The sequence below is a fragment of the Streptococcus sp. KHUD_010 genome (assembly GCF_040207525.1).
Classification (GTDB): domain Bacteria; phylum Bacillota; class Bacilli; order Lactobacillales; family Streptococcaceae; genus Streptococcus; species Streptococcus hominis.
In genome coordinates this window covers 918,693-931,836 of sequence record NZ_CP157941.1, presented here as the reverse complement: position 1 = coordinate 931,836, position 13,144 = coordinate 918,693, and the positions used below count along the sequence as shown (strand labels likewise).

Below are 13,144 nucleotides of genomic sequence, written 5' to 3'. Positions count from 1 at the left end.
TATTTTTGTTGCATTTGCAATAAAATGTAGTATAATATTGTTTAAGGAGGCAATATGACGATTTTGCGAGAGATTGGTATTATCGCCCGAGCGCTGGATTCAATGGCGAATATTGAATTTCGCCATGTTGATTTGGCCAAAGGGCAGTATCTTTATTTGGTTCGTATCGTAGAAAATCCCGGTATTATTCAAGAAGAGCTTTCGGATTTGCTGAAAGTTGATCGGTCAACCGTTGCTCGCTCCGTCAAAAAATTAGAGAGTAAAGGTTGGATTGAAAGAAGAAGTGCAGCTGGAAATTTAAAAAATAAAGAGCTTTTTGCGACAGATACAGGAAAAAAACTTTATCCGTTTATCTTAGCAGAGCACACTTATTCTGAGCAGCAGGCTTTGACAGGATTTTCAAAAGAAGATGCTCAATTGTTAGAAGACATGTTAGCAAAGGTGCGACAGAATATTACTGATGATTGGGAATTGGTTAAAAAAGGACAAAAAAGAAATTATTGAGAGGTGTAAAATGAAAGTCACAGTTGAAAATGAATTTTGGGAATTATTCCCTCAAGCGCAAATTAGCATTATGGTTGTTAAAGGTTTGGATAATAGCGTTGACGAAAGCAAAGACCCTTATTTTAAATCTTTGTTAGACAAGGGAAGCAAGCGTGCAGAAGATTTTATCGTAGATGAAACCTTTACGCAAAATGACGTGATTCAAGAATGGCGTAGTGCTTTTAGTAAGTTTAAAACTAAAAAAGGTGCGCGTTCTTCTATTGAAGCTCTTTTAAAAAGGGTAAGTCAAGGTCGTGAGTTCAATCCAATCAATCCATTGGTAGATATTTATAATAGTGTGTCACTTTCCTATGCCGTTCCTTGTGGTGGTGAAGATATAGCTAAGATTCAAGGAGGGTTGCATCTTGGAAAAGCGCAAGGAGGCGAACCCTTCTTTCCACTTGGTGCAGAGACAGACGCACCAGCTCTTCCAGAGGAAATTATTTATTATGATGATGAAGGAGCTGTTTGTCGTTGTTTTAACTGGAGGGAAGCGCAACGGACAATGCTGACTGAAGGCACAACGGATGCAGTATTAGTCATCGAAGCAATCAATGAAGACCAAGTTAAACGTGCGCAAGCAGCTATGCAGGAATTGCAAAGTTTAGTTGAAGATTATTTTGGAGTCAAAGGAGAAATCACTCATCTAACAATTGACAATCCAAGTGTAGACATTTAAGAAAAAAGAGCCTTAAAGCTCTTTGAGATTGCAGACAAACCACCATTTGAGGTAGGTTTGTCTTTTTAATTAGTTGATTTATTTTTAAATACAAAGACTTTACTAAAAACATAATTGAGCACAATAATAACGATTTGGGCAAATAAAGTTTCAATGGTATTAACTGCTTTGATGTCATTGTGGACAAATTGACCAATAATGTTAGGAAATGTTGTGACAAAAATGAATGTGAGCCCCATGTCCAGCAGAAAAGTAGAAAGTCGCGCAAGAGCAAATTTGACAAAACGAGCGCCCCAGCCTTTTCTTTGTTGCTTAAAAACAATCGTGTCATTTGTCGCAAAAGCAAAAAGGATTCCAGCGATATTGCCTATTGCTGTAGAAAGTAATTCATTACTCGTCAAAGCATAACAAAGCATACGTGTAAGAACTGCAACAGCAGTTGTAGCAACACCGAAAAACAAATAAGATAAAATTTCGTTGTCAAAAAAGTGTTTAACATATTTTTTCATAGATTTAGTCTATCATATTTGCAAAAAATGTGCTATACTTGAAAAGCTGTATTCGTTTTGTCAATACAGCCCTTGGCGCTTAGTTCCCTTTCGTCAAGCATATTACACGCGGTTTAGTCGCTAAAGGAGAAAACATGAAAAAAATTACTGTTCGTGATATGGCTCAGATTGCTCTTGTTGCTGCGATTTACGTTGCTCTGACAATGACACCGCCCCTGAATGCTATTAGCTACGGTGCCTACCAATTTCGGATTTCTGAAATGATGAACTTTATGGCTTTTTATAAACCAAAGTACATCATCGGAGTCACGTTGGGGTGTATGATTGCAAATTTATTTAGTTTTGGAATCATCGATGTCTTTGTCGGTGGTGGTTCAACCTTGGTCTTTTTGAGCTTAGGTGTGTATTTCTTTAGAAAATACATGAATGAATACTTGTTTAATGGACTAATCAATAAAGCTTTCTTTTATTTTGCGATTTTCTTTTCACTTTCTATGGTGACCATTGCAGCTGAATTATACATTGTTGCTAAAGCACCGTTTTTCTTGACCTGGTTTACGACAGCAGTAGGAGAGTTTGCTTCACTCATCATTGGTGGAATTTTAATGGATAAGCTAAATAAGCGGATTGATTTAGGAAAATAATTTTCGTTAATATTAGATTCAATAAAAAATATGCCCAAAAATTCTTCGGCATATTTTTGTTTATCTGGAAATTAAAAAATATAAGACCATATAGTTTTAATATTTTTGTAAAAACAATGAATTTTCTAGCTAAGTTTATTTTGCACCTAATAATTGTTCTTTACAATGGACGAGTTCAGTTATAAGGGCACAGTATGGCGTGTCTACACCATATTGTTGTCCCTTTCGTGCAATAGCTCCGTTGATATAATCAATTTCTGTCAAACGATTGTGCTCGTTCAAATCTTGATACATTGACGGATAATGCAAGCCAATTGTATCGCGATTATAACAATTCTTTTCAATGTAGTCCACGGTTTCTGTGACATTCAAGTCTACATTTTCGTGTTTTGCAACTGTTGCAAACTCGCTAACAATTTTCACAACAATATTATGTGCAGGAGTAGTGTCTCCAAAGTCCGCCATATTAGCAAGCAAAAGGGTACACAAACTATTCATCGTTCCGTTGACACAAGCTTTTTTATAAATGGCATATAAGATATTTTCTGTATATTGCGCATTTAATCCGGCAGAATTCAAGGTTTCAATGACTTTATAAGCTGCTTGTTCGGCTTTTGGATCTGCGACTAAATTCTTCAAAGCGATTGAGCCGTTTCCGAATAATTTTGCACGTCCGGGTTCTTCCATACCAGCAGTCCACATGGTATTTCCAATCATAATTTGATTTCTTGGGACGTATTTTTCAATGACTTCTTCGTGACCAATCCCATTTAATAGGCAGAGAACAGCTGTATCATCATGTATTAAAGGTTGAATATCTGCTAACATCGCTTCTAGCTGCATAGCTTTTGTAAACAGAATAATTAAGTCATTAGATAAAGTTGGATCTACTTGACTTTGAAAGTAGATTGGTAACTTAGCAACAACTTCTTCGCCGTTTAAGTTAGCTCGTAAGCCATCTTTTTGGATAGCTGTGACATGTTCTTTCCAACCATCTACTAAAGTCACTTTATGTCCTGCTCGATGCAACATCAGAGCAAAGCGGCTACCCATGGCACCGACACCTGCAATTGTAATATTCATACTAACAATTCTCCTAGCTTTTTTATTTATAGTATATTTTACTTCTTTTATGTATTTTAATCAATTAAATTTTGGAAATTTATCATATTTGATGTGATGATGATTATTTTTCTGCTATTTTACATTTTTGTCTAATTTTTTGTAAAGAATATAGGTAAGAATGCTGTAGAAACGCATGAATTATGATAAAATAGAAATATGAAAGACAGAATGTTAGAACTGGTGAAGTTGCTCAATCAGTATGCTCATGAATATTATACGACTGATAATCCAAGCGTATCGGATAGTGAATATGATAAGTTGTATCATGAATTATTAGATTTAGAAAAGCAGTATCCAGAGTTCGTTCAGCCTGATAGCCCAACTCATCGTGTGGGAGGTAAGGTTTTAGAAGGTTTTGAAAAATACCAACACCAGTATCCGCTCTATAGTTTGCAGGATGCTTTTTCACGTGAAGAGTTAGATGCATTTGATGCACGGATTCGGAAAGATTTTCCAGATGTTAGCTATCTATGTGAACTAAAAATTGACGGCCTCTCTATTTCTCTCATGTATGAAAAGGGGATTTTAGTTGCAGGAGCGACTCGCGGAGACGGTTCTGTCGGGGAAAATATCACAGAAAATTTGAAAAGAGTGAAAGATATTCCTTTAAAGTTGCCAAGCGAAGTTGATATGACTGTTCGTGGTGAGTGTTATATGCCACGCAGCTCTTTTGATGCGGTAAATCAGCTACGTCAGGAAAACGGAGAACCAGAATTTGCTAATCCGAGAAATGCAGCGGCAGGAACGTTACGCCAGTTGGATACGGCAATTGTAGCCAAACGTAACCTTGCAACCTTTCTCTATCAAGAAGCCAGTCCGACAAGTGCGACGAGCCAAGAAGCTGTTTTAAATCAGTTATCTAAAAATGGCTTCAGTGTGAATGAGCGGCATATTTTGGCACATTCGATGGATGAAGTGTGGCAGTTTATTGGACAAATCACTCAAGAACGCGACCAGTTACCGTATGATATTGACGGTGTTGTAATCAAGGTAAATGATTTGGTTATGCAGGAAGAACTCGGTTTTACTGTAAAAGCACCAAAATGGGCGATTGCTTACAAATTTCCCGCCGAGGAAAAAGAAGCGCAGCTTTTATCAGTTGACTGGACAGTTGGACGGACTGGGGTTGTTACGCCAACCGCCAACTTGACGCCTGTGCAATTAGCGGGGACAACGGTCAGCAGAGCCACTTTGCACAATGTGGATTACATTGCTGAAAAGGATATTCGCAAAGGCGATACGGTCATCGTTTACAAAGCAGGTGACATCATTCCAGCTGTTTTGCAAGTGGTTGAAAACAAGCGCCAATCAGAAGAGAAATTGGAGATTCCAAAGAATTGTCCAAGTTGCAACAGCGAGTTGATTCACTTTGAAGATGAGGTTGCTTTACGCTGTATCAATCCACGTTGTCCTGCACAAATCAAAGAAGGCTTGATTCATTTTGCTAGTCGCGATGCCATGAATATCATAGGTCTTGGTCCTGCTGTTGTAGAAAAGTTATTTGATCAGCAGTTGGTAAATGATGTGGCTGGCATTTATCGCTTGACTGTTGAAGATTTGCTACAATTGGAAAATTTTAAGGAAAAATCAGCTAGTAAGTTGTATACTGCTATTCAGACTTCTAAGGAAAATTCTGCCGAGAAATTATTATTTGGCTTGGGCATTCGCCATGTTGGAAGTAAAGTCAGTCAGATTTTGCTAGAGCATTTTCATGATTTGGAGCAATTAGCAAAAGCAAAAAGAGAAGAAATTGCTGCGCTGGATAGTCTAGGAATGGTGATTGCTGAGAGTCTTTCTAGCTATTTCGCACAAGAAGGAACTCATATTTTATTGTCGGAATTAAAAGAAGCGGGGTTAAATTTCACTTACCTTGGCGAAAAAGTGGCAGCAGATGCAGCGCTTTCTGGATTGACCGTTGTTTTAACAGGAAAATTGGAGCGTCTCAATCGTTCAGAGGCGAAAAAGAAATTAGAAAGTTTAGGTGCAAAGGTGACGAACTCGGTCTCTAAGAAAACAAGTCTAGTCGTTGCCGGAGCAGACGCAGGAAGTAAATTAACAAAAGCTCAAGAGTTAGGAATTGACATTCGTGATGAAGCTTGGCTTGAGAGCTTGTAGAGGTTTGTATGGAAACAGCTAGAAAAAGAGCACGATTGATTTATAATCCGACCTCTGGTCAAGAAATTATTAAAAAAAATATCGCAGAAGTTTTAGACGTTTTAGAGGATGTAGGCTATGAAACAAGTGCCTATCAGACGACGCCTGCTCCTTTGTCAGCTCAAAATGAAGCAGAGAGAGCAGCTAAAGCAGGATTTGATTTAATTGTTGCGGCTGGTGGAGATGGGACAATCAATGAAGTGGTCAATGGGGTAGCACCGTTGGAAAATCGACCTAAGTTAGCCTTTATTCCAACTGGTACGACCAATGATTATGCACGCGCTCTCAAGATTCCAATGGGGGATCCGGTGGCAGCTGCGCGGATTATTGAAAAAAATCAAACCATAAAAATGGATATTGGTCAGGCTTATGGGAAAAAATATTTTATTAACATTGCTGCAGCGGGAACTTTGACAGAATTGACCTATAGTGTTCCAAGTGAAGTCAAGTCACGTCTAGGCTACCTTGCCTATGTCGCAAAAGGAGCAGAAATGCTGCCAAAATCTAAATTACGCAAGGTACACATTGAACATGACCACGGTGTGTTTGAAGGTAAAGTTTCTTTAATCTTTGTTGCCTTGACAAATTCAATCGGCGGTTTTGAAAAATTAGCGCCAGATACAGTGCTAGATGATGGTAATTTTACCTTGATTTTGGTGAAAACTGCTCGGTTGTTTGATATGTTGGCGTTGATGATTCAAGCAATCAATGGTGGTCAACATGTGACAGATGTGAATGTAGAATATTTAAAAACAAGTAAGTTAAAGTTAGAAGTTTTAGACAAAAAGGCCCCATTCATGTTAAATCTGGATGGCGAATATGGTGGAGATACTCCTGTTGAATTGGAAGTTCTTCATAACCATTTAGAATTTTTTGCAAATATTGATGAGATTAGCGATAGTGCTTTGTCATTGGAGAATAAAGAATAATCAGGAGAATGTGATGTTAGACTATCGTGTCTTAATCCATTACCATAATCAATTAGGAAATTATGCAGCCTATAATATGTGGAAATGGCAAATGAATAAATGGGGAGAAGAGAGTGCTTTTTTCCAGTATGATGATTTTGGGATTCAAGGAACCTTGTCCTATACAAGTGAACAAGCTTTGAGTAATGTCCATGTCATTGTAAAAACAACCGATTGGTCTCACCAGTCGGTTGACTATTCCATTCAGTTGTTACCGCCTCATTTAGTGACTGAGGTTTGGATTATCGAAGGAGACAGTCAAGTTTATTATTCTAGGCAGGCTGCTATGACTAGTCCGTATTACGCAAAGTGTGATCCTCACGCCTTTGATATGGCATTGGACAGCAAACATTTTGACCAGCACTGGGGGTATCAAGGTTGGTTGGGATGCCAGTATAATGGTGAGCAAGCAGAATTCAAACTCTGGGCACCGACTGCAAAAAAAGTTCAGTTAGTAGTCTATAAGAATAGCACTAACAAAGCGAAAATCTGGAAGGTCTACGACTTACAAAGAGGAAAAGACTTTTCCAAAGATCATGCTAAAAATACAATCGGAGTCTGGTCTCGGGTGATTTCGGATGACTTGGCAAATAAAGCCTATCAGTATCAGCTAGAGTTTGAACATCACAAAACAGTAACACGCGATCCGTATGCGGAAGCCGTAACGGAAGATGGAAAGCGTTCTGTCATTTTATCGCCTGCGGAGCGAAATCCAAAACATTTCCAAGTGAAACAAGGGCAACAAGCAATTTGGCGTCTAGAGAATCCTTGTCAAGCTGTTATTTATGAGATGCATGTACGAGATTTGACGAAGTCTAACAGTTCTGGCGTGTCTAAAAAACACCGAGGAACCTTTTTAGGGGCTTGTCAAAAAGGAACAAAAAATAGAACAGGTCAAGCGACAGGATTTGATTATATTCAATCATTAGGTGTCAATGTCGTACAATTGCAGCCCATCTCTGATCGACACAAAGAGTATGACCAAGATGGAAATGTAATGTATAATTGGGGCTATGACCCTCAAAATTACAATGCTCCTGAAACGAGTTTTTCAACAGATCCAGCAAGCCCGTCTCAAGGAATGCGGGATTTAAAAACGATGATTCAAGCCTATCATGATGTGGGCATTTCCGTAGTGATAGATGTTGTATACAACCATATTTATTCGACTCATGATTCACCGTTTCAACAAGCAGTGCCTGATTATTACTATCGGATGAATCCAGACGGATCTTTCCAAAATGGAACAGGCGTGGGGAGCGAGACAGCTAGTGAGCATGAAATGTTTCGTAAATATATGATTGATTCTATCCTTTATTGGGCAAAAGAGTATAATATTGATGGTTTTCGTTTCGACTTAATGGGCATTCATGATATTGAAACGATGCGTCAAATTCGGGAAGCGTTAGATGAGATTGACCCTAGAATCTTGACTTATGGTGAAGGTTGGGATATGGGGACAGGATTGCTTCCGCTTGACAAAGCCAAAAAAGACAATGCCTTTGAATTACCTAATATCGGATTTTTCAACGATACTGAACGTGATGCGATCAAAGGAGCAGAAGTCTACGGCGGCTTAAAAGCCGGCTTTGTAAGTGGTCAAGCGACAGAATCAATTGTTGCCAAGGCAATTCTAGGAAGCAGTGAGTTAGGAACCTATCTAGAGCCAAAACAAGTCGTTAATTATGTAGAAGCACATGATAATTACAATTTGCACGATTTGTTAGCCGAACTTCATCCAAATGATGATGAATTGACTCGTACTAAGCGGATTGAATTAGCGACTGCGATGAATCTCCTCTTGCAAGGTATGAGTTTTATGGAGCTGGGACAGGAATTTTCACGTAGCAAACTAGTGGCAACTGGAGCAAATGGGAATACCATTCAGGCAGATCATAAGCGTGCTATGAACAGTTATAACGCTCCCGACGCTGTCAATCAAGTAGACTGGGATTTATTAGCTCATCATCAAGAAAGTATCAACTATATCAAACAGATGATTCATTTAAAAACGATAACAAAAGAATTTTCTTACCAGCATTATGATGACATTTACCAGCATGCCTTTGTACATTCGGCGTATTCCGGAAGTGGAATTGTCATTTTTGAAGTGAAAGATGATAATTATTACCTCGTAATTTTTAATGCAAGTGGTGATAGATACAATATTGAAGATATTGGAAATTTGAAACTTGTAGCTGGAAATAGTCGTCAAGTTAGCGATTCTTTTGTTGAAGATCTGACAGCTACAGTCTTTGAAGTCTTAGAATGGTAATATCAAAAGATGTCAAGATTTTTTCTTGACACCTTTTCTTTCTTGTGATAAGATAGAGTATGTCGGGAATAGCTCTGCTATCCCTAAAAATAAAAAAGAGAAAAGAGAAATTTTTAAAATGGCAGTTAAAATCCGTTTAACTCGTATGGGTTCTAAGAAAAAACCTTTCTACCGTATCAATGTAGCAGACTCACGTTCACCACGTGACGGACGTTTTATCGAAACAGTTGGAACTTACAATCCACTTGTCGCTGAAAACCAAGTAACTTTAAAAGAAGATCGTATTCTTGACTGGTTGTCAAAAGGTGCTCAACCTTCTGATACTGTTCGTAACATTCTTTCAAAAGCTGGTGTGATGAAGAAATTCCACGATTCTAAATACTCTAAATAATAGAAGTGCAGGTTGACTATGGACACGATTGAAAATCTTATTATTGCGATAGTGAAACCTTTGATTTCACAACCAGATGCTTTAACTATCAAGATTGAAGATACACCAGAATTTTTGGAATATCATTTAGATCTTGACCCTAGTGATGTTGGACGTGTAATCGGTCGTAAAGGTCGCACGATCTCTGCGATAAGAACGATTGTTTATTCTGTCCCAACCGAAGATAAAAAAGTCAGAATTGTTATTGATGAGAAATAAAAATGGAGCCATTCAGGCTCTATTTTTTTGCAATCTATATAGAAAGCATGTTTGCATTTTACAATAAAAATCCTAATTCTTCTAATGCTTTTTCGACATAGTCCAAATCTTGTTGCGAATCAGCTTCTACTAGATGATAATGGACACCGTCTGTCAATTCAGATAAACCGCGGAAATTGGTCTCGTGAATTTGTTGGATGAAATGCCGAACATCTCTGCGACAAGTTAATTTCAGATAGGTTTGAATTTCCCCATAAACGGGATGCTCTACCATAATATTTTGAACTCGTCCACCGTTATCTACAATTGCCAGTAATTCCGCTTCAATATCTTCAATCGTATGCTTAACTTTAAAAAGCTGGTGATAATATTTAGCACTATCATTCGTTTTGTAAATATAGCCTCGATTTGTACTAATAATAGGGGCACCATCTGCTCGTAAAACGGCAATGTCTTGTACAATGATTTGCCGAGTAACATGGAATTTCTCAGCTAAAATTTGTCCATTTAAGGGAGTTTCTGCAGTTTTTAAAAGCTGTAATAAATCTGTTCTTCTTTGTTTTATCATAAATTCATTGTAGAATAAATCTGTTAAATATTCAAGATTTAGCGGATTTTTTGTAGAGCTTTATAGATAAATTGTGCAATGATAAAATCAACGATACTATGAATGATAGTTCCAACTCCTACGAGTATGAAAAGAAGATAAAACATATTTGCTGGAAAAGAGGTTGAGGCGTAAAAGATGAGACAAGCAAGGACTTCAGCAATCGCATGAACAAAAGCAAGGACAATATTAAGAATCCAAGTCTGGATTGGCTTATCTAAAGTTTTAGGATATTTTTTTAGATAAAGAGCGCCTACCAAGCCGAAGAATAGGTGTGACAGGGCGCGAAGAACGATAACAATGGGATAACCAGCTACTAAAAAACCAAAAGTAGAACCTAAAATAACAATCAAAGTCATTAACGGCGAGATAAACATGGCTAAGAAAATAGGAACGTGGCTTGCTAAAGTATAAGAAGCAGGTGGAATAATAATTTTTGCAGGCATAACCATTGGAATAACAATAGCTAGTGCAGTCAAGAGAGCTGTAAGAGTTATAAATTGATTTTTTGTTTTAGGTTTCATAATTTTATCCTTTTAACTGTATATACACAAGTATAGTATACTGTTTTTTCAGATAATGTCAAGAGAAAATTTTGATAGAATAGGACAGAATTTCTAAATAATCTGTGTAATTTCTGTAAAAATGTTAGTAGTAGGAGAATATTATGATAGATGTAAAGAAACAACCAGAGTATATTTTCATTGATTCTTCCTTACGTTTGCGAAAGTATGATGGACAAGCTCATCTTGCCTTTTCTTGGTATCAAGACCCTGAGGTAATCCGTTTGATTGATGGTAGTCGAGAGCCTTACACACTTCAACGAATCAAGAAAATGTATGACTATTTTACTTATCATGGAGAAGTGTATTTTATTGAAGTTTTGATAAATGCTGGTTGGCAGCCGATTGGTGATGTGGGTTTTTGGCAAGAGGACATGTCGATTGTGATTGGAGACTCAGCTTATCGTGGTCAGGGAATCGGGAGGACAGTTGTTCAGGTATTGGTTGAACGTGGACGCAAGTTGGGCTATAAGCGCTTGTATGTTCAAGAAATCTATGATGACAATGAAGCTTCTAAGAAGATGTTTGAGTCAGTAGGATTTTATCCTTTGGAAAAGACTGAAAATGGGCATCGCTATGCTTTGGATTTGATGCTTCCTTTGTCAGCTATTCAACCAAGTCAATTTTATCTTTCTGAAAAGAAATTAGAGCAGGTACAGATATGGTTCGATACAAAGGACATAAACGCCTTAAATCCTTTACCAATTAAGCGATTGAAAGGTAAAATCTTTTTCACTGATGGCCACAGCAGAGCATTTATAGCCTATCAATCTGGTTTTGAAGAGATTCCAGTTTATGCAGAAGAGGACGATTTGAATTGGGATTTCTATTACTATTGTCTTCAAACTTGTGAAGAAAAAGGAATTTTGACGATAAAAGATTTAGAAAATCGTATCTTGCCTGAGTCGGATTATAGGAAAAAATGGTTGGATTGGTGCCAGCGGTCGCGAAAGATTTTGAAGAATAAATAGTGATTATATTATAATAAACAAGAAAAAACTTTCACATAGAAGAGGTCAAAAATGATTTATGAATTTTGTGCAGAAAATGTGACTAATTTGGGAAAAGCCATGCAGGCTGGTGCTCGACGAATTGAACTTTGCGATAATCTAGCAGTTGGCGGAACAACGCCTAGTTACGGTGTCATACAAGCAGCTGTTGAGTTAGCAAAAACTTACAATGCGACCATTATGACGATGATTCGTCCACGCGGGGGAGACTTTGTATACAATGACTTGGAAATGGAAATCATGCTAGAAGACATTCAAATGGCGCGCAGCGCTGGGACACACGGACTTGTTTTTGGTGTTTTGACAACTGCTAATAAAATTGATTATCCAAAAATGGAAAAATTATTAAAAGCCTCGCAAGGGCTGGAAGTCGTCTTTCACATGGCTTTTGACGCCATTCCAAGAGAATATCAATTTAGTGAAATGGACTGGCTAATGGAACATAGCGTGAAACGGATTCTAACTCACGGTGGACTGGCAGAAGAGCCGATTCAAGAGCATTTTTCTTGGTTATATGAATTGATAAATCATGCAGCTGGTCGGATTGATATTTTACCAGGAGGCGGTATTACGGTTGATAATCGTGATAAAATTGTTGCAAAGCTCGGCGTCAATCAACTTCATGGTATCAAAATTGTATTTTAGAAAGTGAAGATCATGTTAGACTTATTTGAGAAATATCAAGCAAATCCAGAAAAATTACAGGTATTTGGTTTTGAAAAAATAGGAGAAGAGTTTGTTTATTCTCAGGAAATAATGAATGGTGATTTTCTGTTACAGCTAAAATTGCAGGGTGATAAGCTGGACTATCAAGTGTTTGACCAAGAGACTGATGATGAATATGTGCAAGTCAAAATGGAGGCTATGACGGGTGAGTTTGTCGGTCAAGTCCGTGAAGCCTGTCAGGAGATTTTTTTGATGATCCGAGCTAATTGTTTTGAGGAAGTTGGCTTTCTTTATGAACAGAGCAGCCGCTTGCAGGATTATGTAGCGAAGACCTATGGCGGACGACTGGAATATCTCTGGGAGAATTCTTCAAAAAATGGCAATCTTCATGCTGGTGTTTTTCGACATCAGGATACTAAAAAATGGTATGGTATTTTTATGACGATAGACTGGTCGAAGTTTGAAAATGGCAAAACTGGTCAAATAGAAGTGCTGAATGTCAAAAACAATCAAGTAGCTGATTTGCTTAAGAAAGCAGGAATTTACCCAGAATTTCACATGAATAAAAAATATTGGCTGAGCCTGCCCTTGGATGATACTTTGACGGATACAGAACTTTTTTCCCTTTTGGATAAGAGCTTTGAATTGACCCAAAAGAAATGAGGAACACAGTTAGTTTATGCTAGCTGCGTTTTATCTTTACAGATAATGCAACAAAATAGTGTATAATGGTAATCAGTAATAGCAGAGGA

15 protein-coding genes and 1 riboswitch are annotated in these 13,144 nt (G+C 37.7%); of the genes, 11 read left to right on the top strand and 4 right to left on the bottom strand.

The window, feature by feature from the left end; translation table 11 throughout:
* Positions 1 to 54 precede the first annotated feature (54 nt).
* Both ABKA15_RS04605 and ABKA15_RS04600 read left to right on the top strand, forming a co-directional pair.
* Complete coding sequence (locus ABKA15_RS04605; protein WP_049513364.1) at positions 55 to 504, top strand: MarR family transcriptional regulator; 450 nt, start codon at positions 55 to 57, stop codon at positions 502 to 504.
* Positions 505 to 514: 10 nt separating this feature from the next.
* On the top strand, positions 515 to 1,222 hold the full coding sequence (locus tag ABKA15_RS04600) for a B3/4 domain-containing protein (RefSeq protein WP_049513389.1): 708 nt from the start codon (positions 515 to 517) through the stop codon (positions 1,220 to 1,222).
* A 65-nt stretch (positions 1,223 to 1,287) separates the two neighbouring features.
* Here ABKA15_RS04600 and ABKA15_RS04595 read toward each other — a convergent pair whose 3' ends face one another.
* Complete coding sequence (locus ABKA15_RS04595) at positions 1,288 to 1,731, bottom strand: GtrA family protein (RefSeq protein ID WP_049513362.1); 444 nt, start codon at positions 1,729 to 1,731, stop codon at positions 1,288 to 1,290.
* 28 nt (positions 1,732 to 1,759) lie between these two features.
* Positions 1,760 to 1,868, top strand: a riboswitch (PreQ1 riboswitch).
* On the opposite strand from ABKA15_RS04595, the gene ABKA15_RS04590 reads away from it, so the two are divergent.
* Positions 1,866 to 2,375: a QueT transporter family protein gene (locus ABKA15_RS04590; RefSeq protein WP_049513360.1), complete on the top strand. Its 510-nt coding sequence runs from the start codon at positions 1,866 to 1,868 to the stop codon at positions 2,373 to 2,375. (Overlaps the previous riboswitch by 3 nt.)
* Before the next feature lie 135 nt (positions 2,376 to 2,510).
* Here the strand turns inward: ABKA15_RS04590 and ABKA15_RS04585 are convergent, their stop codons facing one another.
* A complete protein-coding gene (locus ABKA15_RS04585) occupies positions 2,511 to 3,458 on the bottom strand; it encodes a 2-dehydropantoate 2-reductase (RefSeq protein WP_049513358.1) in 948 nt (315 codons plus the stop codon).
* Between the two features lie 198 nt (positions 3,459 to 3,656).
* On the opposite strand from ABKA15_RS04585, the gene ligA reads away from it, so the two are divergent.
* From ligA to kphA, 5 genes are all read left to right on the top strand, one after another.
* Positions 3,657 to 5,615, top strand: a complete 1,959-nt coding sequence (gene ligA, locus ABKA15_RS04580; protein WP_049513356.1) for an NAD-dependent DNA ligase LigA — start codon at positions 3,657 to 3,659, stop codon at positions 5,613 to 5,615.
* 8 nt (positions 5,616 to 5,623) lie between these two features.
* On the top strand, positions 5,624 to 6,583 hold the full coding sequence (locus ABKA15_RS04575; RefSeq protein ID WP_003029816.1) for a diacylglycerol kinase family lipid kinase: 960 nt from the start codon (positions 5,624 to 5,626) through the stop codon (positions 6,581 to 6,583).
* Between the two features lie 13 nt (positions 6,584 to 6,596).
* Positions 6,597 to 8,897 (top strand): type I pullulanase, encoded by a 2,301-nt coding sequence (gene pulA / locus ABKA15_RS04570; RefSeq protein ID WP_049513354.1) that lies wholly within the window; start codon positions 6,597 to 6,599, stop codon positions 8,895 to 8,897.
* A 118-nt stretch (positions 8,898 to 9,015) separates the two neighbouring features.
* Complete coding sequence (rpsP, locus tag ABKA15_RS04565; RefSeq protein ID WP_003024685.1) at positions 9,016 to 9,288, top strand: 30S ribosomal protein S16; 273 nt, start codon at positions 9,016 to 9,018, stop codon at positions 9,286 to 9,288.
* An 18-nt stretch (positions 9,289 to 9,306) separates the two neighbouring features.
* On the top strand, positions 9,307 to 9,546 hold the full coding sequence (gene kphA / locus ABKA15_RS04560; protein WP_003001620.1) for an RNA-binding protein KphA: 240 nt from the start codon (positions 9,307 to 9,309) through the stop codon (positions 9,544 to 9,546).
* Positions 9,547 to 9,604: 58 nt separating this feature from the next.
* Here the strand turns inward: kphA and ABKA15_RS04555 are convergent, their stop codons facing one another.
* Together ABKA15_RS04555 and ABKA15_RS04550 are read right to left on the bottom strand one after the other, a co-directional pair.
* Positions 9,605 to 10,114, bottom strand: coding sequence for a transcription repressor NadR (locus ABKA15_RS04555; RefSeq protein WP_049513352.1), 510 nt, complete (start codon positions 10,112 to 10,114; stop codon positions 9,605 to 9,607).
* 38 nt (positions 10,115 to 10,152) lie between these two features.
* Entirely contained in the window at positions 10,153 to 10,677 is a 525-nt protein-coding gene (locus ABKA15_RS04550) for an ECF transporter S component (protein ID WP_049513350.1), read from the bottom strand.
* A 143-nt stretch (positions 10,678 to 10,820) separates the two neighbouring features.
* On the opposite strand from ABKA15_RS04550, the gene ABKA15_RS04545 reads away from it, so the two are divergent.
* From ABKA15_RS04545 to ABKA15_RS04535, 3 genes are read left to right on the top strand one after another with little or no spacing between them, the layout of a single operon-like run.
* Positions 10,821 to 11,687 (top strand): GNAT family N-acetyltransferase, encoded by an 867-nt coding sequence (locus tag ABKA15_RS04545; RefSeq protein ID WP_049513348.1) that lies wholly within the window; start codon positions 10,821 to 10,823, stop codon positions 11,685 to 11,687.
* A 51-nt stretch (positions 11,688 to 11,738) separates the two neighbouring features.
* Positions 11,739 to 12,371: a copper homeostasis protein CutC gene (locus tag ABKA15_RS04540; RefSeq protein WP_350015393.1), complete on the top strand. Its 633-nt coding sequence runs from the start codon at positions 11,739 to 11,741 to the stop codon at positions 12,369 to 12,371.
* Positions 12,372 to 12,383: 12 nt separating this feature from the next.
* Positions 12,384 to 13,055, top strand: coding sequence for an MmcQ/YjbR family DNA-binding protein (locus ABKA15_RS04535; RefSeq protein WP_049513344.1), 672 nt, complete (start codon positions 12,384 to 12,386; stop codon positions 13,053 to 13,055).
* Positions 13,056 to 13,144 lie beyond the last annotated feature (89 nt).

Bases quoted from the DNA above. Each gene is read 5' to 3' on its own strand.
- ABKA15_RS04605 (WP_049513364.1), top strand. From the start codon at position 55: ATGACGATTTTGCGAGAGATTGGTATTATCGCCCGAGCGCTGGATTCA.
- ABKA15_RS04600 (WP_049513389.1), top strand. From the start codon at position 515: ATGAAAGTCACAGTTGAAAATGAATTTTGGGAATTATTCCCTCAAGCG.
- ABKA15_RS04595 (WP_049513362.1), bottom strand. From the start codon at position 1,731: ATGAAAAAATATGTTAAACACTTTTTTGACAACGAAATTTTATCTTAT.
- ABKA15_RS04590 (WP_049513360.1), top strand. From the start codon at position 1,866: ATGAAAAAAATTACTGTTCGTGATATGGCTCAGATTGCTCTTGTTGCT.
- ABKA15_RS04585 (WP_049513358.1), bottom strand. From the start codon at position 3,458: ATGAATATTACAATTGCAGGTGTCGGTGCCATGGGTAGCCGCTTTGCT.
- ligA (WP_049513356.1), top strand. From the start codon at position 3,657: ATGAAAGACAGAATGTTAGAACTGGTGAAGTTGCTCAATCAGTATGCT.
- ABKA15_RS04575 (WP_003029816.1), top strand. From the start codon at position 5,624: ATGGAAACAGCTAGAAAAAGAGCACGATTGATTTATAATCCGACCTCT.
- pulA (WP_049513354.1), top strand. From the start codon at position 6,597: ATGTTAGACTATCGTGTCTTAATCCATTACCATAATCAATTAGGAAAT.
- rpsP (WP_003024685.1), top strand. From the start codon at position 9,016: ATGGCAGTTAAAATCCGTTTAACTCGTATGGGTTCTAAGAAAAAACCT.
- kphA (WP_003001620.1), top strand. From the start codon at position 9,307: ATGGACACGATTGAAAATCTTATTATTGCGATAGTGAAACCTTTGATT.
- ABKA15_RS04555 (WP_049513352.1), bottom strand. From the start codon at position 10,114: ATGATAAAACAAAGAAGAACAGATTTATTACAGCTTTTAAAAACTGCA.
- ABKA15_RS04550 (WP_049513350.1), bottom strand. From the start codon at position 10,677: ATGAAACCTAAAACAAAAAATCAATTTATAACTCTTACAGCTCTCTTG.
- ABKA15_RS04545 (WP_049513348.1), top strand. From the start codon at position 10,821: ATGATAGATGTAAAGAAACAACCAGAGTATATTTTCATTGATTCTTCC.
- ABKA15_RS04540 (WP_350015393.1), top strand. From the start codon at position 11,739: ATGATTTATGAATTTTGTGCAGAAAATGTGACTAATTTGGGAAAAGCC.
- ABKA15_RS04535 (WP_049513344.1), top strand. From the start codon at position 12,384: ATGTTAGACTTATTTGAGAAATATCAAGCAAATCCAGAAAAATTACAG.